The following is a 6,513-nucleotide window of genomic DNA, read 5'->3' on the forward strand; positions in this document are numbered from 1 at the left end:
AGTGTGGCGTTTGCCATGTGAGAGTAAGTCATCGCCAGCTTTTAAATCTAAAACACCCCCTCCGCATACGCAGAGGGGGTGTTTTTTATTGCGTGGTTGAAAATAGGGTTTATGCTAATATCCCTATAAAGACTTAGATTATTTATAATGATGATTCAAAAGAATATTTTATGGGTAGATTGTTGTACAGCTGCTTTAGCAGGTTTAATAGTTTTGTTTACAGCACAATGGTTGAGTCAAATTTATCATTTACCAAAAAACATCATCATTTTCATTGGTTGTACTAATTTATTGTATGCATGTTATTCATTTATATTAGCAAATTATAGAAGGCGATCAGCTACTCTCATCAATATTCTTGTGATAGCAAATGGATTTTGGTGCATCATTTGTTTGATTATAATATGGTGGTTTTGGCATGAAATGACGATATTGGCGATTATGCATATTGGTGGAGAAGCAATTTTTGTCGCTACTTTGGCTAAATTCGAGTATCTCTGGAGAAATAGGCTAGTAGTTAGTGACTTTATTTCATAGTTAATATTAAATCTAAGAGCTATAAAAATCATTAAGCTTAAATAAATCAAATATATATAAAAAATTAGTAAAAATTCTGAACTCGAATTTCTATAATAGCTAAAAAGTCAGGTGTGTTTTTTGTTCTATTTTTAATCTAAATATTTATAAAATGGATCATTTAAATGAAAATTTGATTAAGTGGTTATTCTAGTTTTCATCATTTACATAGATATAAATAATAGATTATTGAAAAAGTGGAGTATAAATATAATGGAAAACAATTGGTTGAGAGAGAGAAGAAGTTATTGTTGGAAAAATTAAAAATTCGTTTTGAAAACAACATGCATCGACATTTGAACTTAAGTTGGTATCAGGTTGAGGAAAGATTAAAACAAGTACCAGATAAATTATGGTCATTGCATCAAATGGAAGAAACAGCTGGAGAACCTGACGTAGTATCAATATATTCAGACTCATCTGACATCATATTTTATGATTGTTCATTAGAATCACCCAAAGGTCGCAGAAGTCTTTGCTACGATCGAGAGGCACTAAATTCACGGAGAGAACATAAACCAATTAGCAATGCTGTTGATGAAGCAGAAGTGATGGGAGTTGAATTGCTGACAGAAGAGCAATATAAGCAATTACAGTCTATTGAGCATTTTGATTTACAGACGTCGAGTTGGGTGAAAACGCCAGATGATATTCGGGTGAAAGGAGGGGCTATCTTTTGTGATTGTCGTTATGGACGAGTTTTCACTTATCACAATGGTGCTCAATCTTATTATTCAACTCGAGGATTTCGTAGTTTGTTAAAAATCTAAGTTCCATTGGGATGAATGATTTTTTGTAGGAAGTTAAAGTAAACGAACCAATTGAATATTTTTTTAATTTTAAATTTTGCCAAGCGCTTGCTTGGTTTTTGTGGTTTTGATACCTTAGTGCTCACTAAATATTCGAAAACAATGACCAATAATCGCCAGGAAGCAAGCATGCAACTTAATCCCTTATATTATACTGAGCAACATTTAGCCTTTGCTGAGAGTGTTAGGCGCTTTACTGAAAAAGAGATTAGCCCTTTTATTAATGAATGGGATGAAGCAGAAACCTTTCCTCGAGAGCTTTATAAAAAAGCAGCCGATATTGGCTTGCTCGGCGTTGGCTTTGATGAAAATTATGGAGGTATTGCTGGGACGGATGCATTCTATACTCTACTTGCCTCAGTCGAGCTAGCAAAATGTGCATCAGGCGGTTTGGCTGCATCTTTACTTTCACATACGATCGGTACACCACCAATTCAACATTTTGCTCAAGAAGAAGTAAAAGCTGAAGTATTACCAAAAATTTTATCGGGAGAGAAAATTTCTGCATTGGCAATTACTGAACCGAGTGGTGGTTCAGATGTTGCGGCTTTAAAAACTAAAGCGGTGCGAGATGGTGATGATTATATTGTCAGTGGTGAAAAGACCTTTATTACATCAGGTATTCGTGCAGATTATTATTCTGTTGCGGTGAGAACTGATCCCGATGCGAAGGGGGCTAATGGTATTTCAATGTTGCTGATTGATGCACATAGTGAAGGCATTACAAAATCAAAACTAGATAAAATGGGTTGGTGGGCATCGGATACAGCTCATTTGCATTTTGATAATGTGCGCGTGCCAGCTAAAAATTTACTCGGCGCAGAAAATATGGGCTTTTTCGTCATCATGAACAACTTCAACATGGAGCGTTTTTTTCTTGCTGCCAGTAGCTATGGTTATGCATTGGTTTGTTATGAAGAAGCTTTGGATTGGGCCCAACAGCGTCAGACTTTTGGTAAACGCTTAATTGATCATCAAGTCGTCCGTCACAAGTTGGTGGATATGGCGACACGTTTAACTTCAACTCGCGCATTATTGGAAGATACAGCCTACCGTTTAGGAAAACCCGAATTACAGGGAAATGAACTGATTGCGCAAATTTGTATGCTTAAGAATGTTGCAACACAAACTATGCAATTCTGTGCTGATGCTGCGGTACAGACATTAGGCGGTATGGGCTTTATGCGTGGTACGAAATCAGAACGTATTTATCGTGAAGTAAAAGTCAACATGATTGGTGGTGGGGCAGAGGAAATCATGAAAGATCTTGCCAGTCGCCAACTGGACTATTAATACATATTTTAAAGGCTTTGAATCAAGAGGAAGTTGGTTTAAAGCCTTATCCGCATAACAAGAATGAGTTAAATAATAATTTAGGAAAAAGGCATGGATGGTTTATCACTTAACCCAATTTATTACACATCTGAACATCTAGCTTTTGTAGATAGTGTTAAACGCTTTGTTGAAAAAGAAATTTCACCCTATGTAAATGAATGGGATGAAGCAGGCACTTTTCCGCGAGAACTTTATCAAAAAGCTGCTAGCATTGGTTTACTTGGTTTAGGTTTCGATGCAGAACATGGTGGAATTCCTGAAGCTGATGCATTTCATGTATTGCTTGCTGCAATTGAGATGGCAAAAGCAGCATCGGGTGGGGTTCATATTTCATTGATGATTCATAGCATTGGTACTCCACCGATTCATCACTTTGCACGTCCTGAGATTCGTGATGAAGTTATGCCGAAAATTATTGCAGGTGAAAAAATCTCAGCCCTAGCGATTACTGAACCGAGTGGTGGTTCCGACGTTGCCGCTTTAAAAACAAAAGCGGTTCGTGACGGGGATTATTATATTGTGAGCGGAGAGAAAACCTTTATTACTTCAGGTATTCGAGCTGATTATTATACGGTTGCGGTACGTACAGATCCGAATGGAAAAGGTCCAAAAGGGATCTCGATGCTTTTGATGGATGCGCATAGTGAAGGGATTACAAAATCACCTTTAAAAAAGATGGGATGGTGGGCTTCTGACACAGCTCACCTACATTTTGATGAAGTGAGTGTACCAGTAAGTCATTTGCTCGGTCAGGAAAATGCTGGTTTTAAAGTGATTATGAATAACTTTAATATGGAGCGTTTTTGGCTAGGAGCGATAGCCTATGGTTATGCATTGGTTTGCTATGAAGAAGCTTTGGAATGGGCACAACAACGTAAAACCTTTGGTAAGCGCTTAATTGATCATCAAGTGGTACGTCATAAACTTGTCGATATGGCTACGCAACTTACAGCTACTCGTGCTTTGTTGGAAGATACTGCATATCGTATGGGAAAAAAGGAACTGCAAGGTAGTGAGCTCATTGCACAGATATCAATGCTTAAGAACGTTGCTACTCGTACGATGCAATTCTGTGCTGATGCTGCGGTACAGACCTTGGGTGGTATGGGTTTTATGCGAGGTATGAAGTCCGAACGCATTTATCGTGAAGTGAAGGTGAATATGATTGGTGGTGGTGCCGAAGAAATTATGAAGGATTTGATTAGTAAGCAGTTGCAATATTAATTGGTAAAAAAGGGGGTGATCACTAATTCATCCCCTTTTAAAATTATGTGGATTCAATCCACTCATGATTTAAAATCGCCCAACGCTCATGATCTTTCCATTCTTTACCACCAACGCGTAAATATTGGCGTGAAAACCCTTCTTTAACAAAGCCTGCTCCTGCCACAAGGTGAATGGAGCGAGAATTTTCAGGTTGGATATTCGCTTCTAATCGATGCAAGTTCAGTGTTTGAAAAGCTTCTTGTAAAATAAGTTGAAGCCCATGTCGCATATATCCAAGACCTATATATGGATAAAAGGCTTCATAGCCTATATAAGCAGAATGAAAGTGACCTCGAATGATATTCGATATATTAAAGGTTCCTACAATTGTATGGTTTTCAGTTAAACAGACAAAATAACGATATTCTTGCTGTAGGTATTGTTCAAAATCTGTAGGAGGATATGTCCATGGTTGATGTAGATGAACACTATTTTGGTAGGCTTTTTTGATTTCAGCTAAATCACTGAGTTGAGGCTTACGTAAATAGATCTGACTCATTTCAAAGCCATTTCCCAAACCATTTCAGTCAATTCATCAATTTTCACTTTACCTTCTGGTCGGTACCATGTGACTGTCCAAGAAATAGAACCACCGACTAAACGTCGCCAAATAAACGCATCATGTTTGACTTTGCCTTGAGTACGTAATTTTTCAATCACATCAAGCCAGACTTGCTCATATTCATTACGCATTTTCAAAAGGTATTCTTGTTTTTCTTTAGAAAGCGCAAACCATTCATGTACCAGTACTGCCATTGCCGCACCAGTATCACCAGTAATTGAAATCAATTCAGCTCTAATTAAATCACGCAATTGTTGTTCAGGATCATTTGAACGTTCAGCCGCTTCTTTAAGCCGTGCAAAGTTATAAATAATGGTTTGCTCCATCACAGTAGCTAGAATGTCATCTTTACTTTTGAAGTGATGGAAGAGACTACCTGATTGAATACCAATAAATTCACCAAGTTGGCGAACCGTGGTTTTATCATATCCTTGCTTATAAAACAGATAGGCGGCACCTAAGAGCAAACGTCCACGTGGGCTATCGTCAAAACATACGATTTTTGGTATTTGCTCAATTGAAGTTGCGATCATGCCTGTCCGTCTATCCCGTTTAATCAAAGTGTATTGTAACAAAATTCATTTCATGAATTGTCTTATCTTTTTATAACAAGCATTTGCTTGATTTTGTCTGTTTTTGCTAATACAGCATATCATTCTGCACTTTACAAACCAAGCACTTGCTTGGTAATGTTGTGTTGTTTTTAATAATAATGAGAAAGCTCATGACAAGCGTCAAGCAGGATGACCAAAAGTTAGTAAAAATTGGATGTGCTTCTGGGTTTTGGGGCGATACCAATACAGCTGCTTTTCAGTTGGTGCATTTGAGTGATATTGATTATCTGGTCTTTGATTATCTATCTGAAATTACTATGTCAATCATGGCTAAAGCAATGATGACTGATCCTAATCATGGTTATGCATTGGATTTTGTTAGTCGTGTGATGTCTCCACTGATTAATAAAATTGCTGAAAAGAAAATCAAAGTAATCAGTAATGCAGGTGGGGTAAATCCCTTAGCTTGTCGTGATGCTTTACAAAAAATCATTGATGAAAAGGGCTTAGATTTAAAAGTAGCTGTGGTACTTGGTGATGATGTATTGCCAAAGCACACCGAACTGCAGCAAAAAAATATCAAAGAAATGTTTAATGGTGAGCCTTTGCCTGCACATGTGGCGAGCAGTAATGCCTATTTAGGTGCTGTTGCTATTCGTGACGCTTTGGATTTGGGTGCAGATATTGTGATTACAGGTCGGGTGGTCGATTCGGCGGTTGTGCTTGCACCCTTATTGCATGAATACAAATGGTCACTGGATGATTATGACAAGTTGGCACAGGGCTCATTGGCAGGGCATGTGATTGAATGTGGTGCTCAATGTACAGGTGGGAACTTTACCGATTGGCGTTTAGTACAAGGCTTTGACAACATGGGCTTTCCAATTGTAGAAGTCAGTGCAGATTCCTCTTTTGTTGTGACTAAACCACAAGGTACAGGTGGTTTAGTGTCGACTGCAACGGTCGCAGAGCAAATCGTTTATGAAATAGGTAATCCACAAGCCTATTTACTTCCTGATGTAACAGCTGATTTTAGTCAAGTCTATTTAGAACAAGTGGGTGATGATCGAGTTAAAGTCACAGGTGCAACAGGTCGAGCACCAACTCAACAATATAAAGTGAGTGCCACTTATGCCGATGGTTATCGTGTTTTAGTCAGTTTCTTAATCGCAGGTCGCGAAGCGCCTGAGAAAGCACAAACCATTGCCAATGCCATTATCAATAAATGTGAGCGTGTATTGGCTTTACGTTCTGTTCCTCCATTTACAGAAAAATCGATCGAAATTTTAGGTATTGAAAGCACCTATGGGGCACATGCACGCATTAAAGAAAGCCGTGAAGTCGTGGTCAAAATTGCAGTCAAACATATGTTTAAAGAAGCATGTATGTTCTTCGCTTCGGAAATCGCACA

7 protein-coding genes are annotated in these 6,513 nt (G+C 38.1%); 5 read left to right on the forward strand and 2 right to left on the reverse strand.

What is annotated here, in order from left to right; all coding sequences use genetic code 11:
* Positions 1-147 precede the first annotated feature (147 nt).
* The 4 genes from A2003_RS12550 to A2003_RS12565 all read left to right on the forward strand — a co-directional run bounded on the left by A2003_RS12550 (position 148) and on the right by A2003_RS12565 (position 3,944).
* Positions 148-537: a hypothetical protein gene (locus tag A2003_RS12550; protein ID WP_201897796.1), complete on the forward strand. Its 390-nt coding sequence runs from the start codon at positions 148-150 to the stop codon at positions 535-537.
* A gap of 236 nt (positions 538-773) precedes the next feature.
* Positions 774-1,346: a DUF4256 domain-containing protein gene (locus A2003_RS12555; RefSeq protein WP_227540298.1), complete on the forward strand. Its 573-nt coding sequence runs from the start codon at positions 774-776 to the stop codon at positions 1,344-1,346.
* Between the two features lie 168 nt (positions 1,347-1,514).
* Positions 1,515-2,678: an acyl-CoA dehydrogenase family protein gene (locus A2003_RS12560; RefSeq protein ID WP_112987561.1), complete on the forward strand. Its 1,164-nt coding sequence runs from the start codon at positions 1,515-1,517 to the stop codon at positions 2,676-2,678.
* Between the two features lie 93 nt (positions 2,679-2,771).
* Positions 2,772-3,944 (forward strand): acyl-CoA dehydrogenase family protein, encoded by a 1,173-nt coding sequence (locus tag A2003_RS12565; protein ID WP_112987558.1) that lies wholly within the window; start codon positions 2,772-2,774, stop codon positions 3,942-3,944.
* A 43-nt stretch (positions 3,945-3,987) separates the two neighbouring features.
* On the opposite strand, the gene A2003_RS12570 is transcribed toward A2003_RS12565, so the two are convergent.
* Together A2003_RS12570 and A2003_RS12575 are read right to left on the reverse strand one after the other, a co-directional pair.
* A complete protein-coding gene (locus A2003_RS12570; RefSeq protein WP_087539358.1) occupies positions 3,988-4,485 on the reverse strand; it encodes a GNAT family N-acetyltransferase in 498 nt (165 codons plus the stop codon).
* Positions 4,482-5,081, reverse strand: coding sequence for a TetR/AcrR family transcriptional regulator (locus tag A2003_RS12575; protein WP_004964166.1), 600 nt, complete (start codon positions 5,079-5,081; stop codon positions 4,482-4,484). Before A2003_RS12575 ends, A2003_RS12570 begins: the two co-directional genes overlap by 4 nt.
* A 191-nt stretch (positions 5,082-5,272) precedes the next feature.
* Between A2003_RS12575 and A2003_RS12580 the strand changes: the two genes are divergently transcribed.
* Positions 5,273-6,513: acyclic terpene utilization AtuA family protein (locus tag A2003_RS12580; RefSeq protein WP_286687447.1), on the forward strand; the 1,241-nt coding region annotated here is incomplete at its 3' end.

It is taken from the genome of Acinetobacter sp. GWC1_38_13, assembly GCF_001767535.1.
Taxonomy (GTDB): domain Bacteria; phylum Pseudomonadota; class Gammaproteobacteria; order Pseudomonadales; family Moraxellaceae; genus Acinetobacter; species Acinetobacter junii.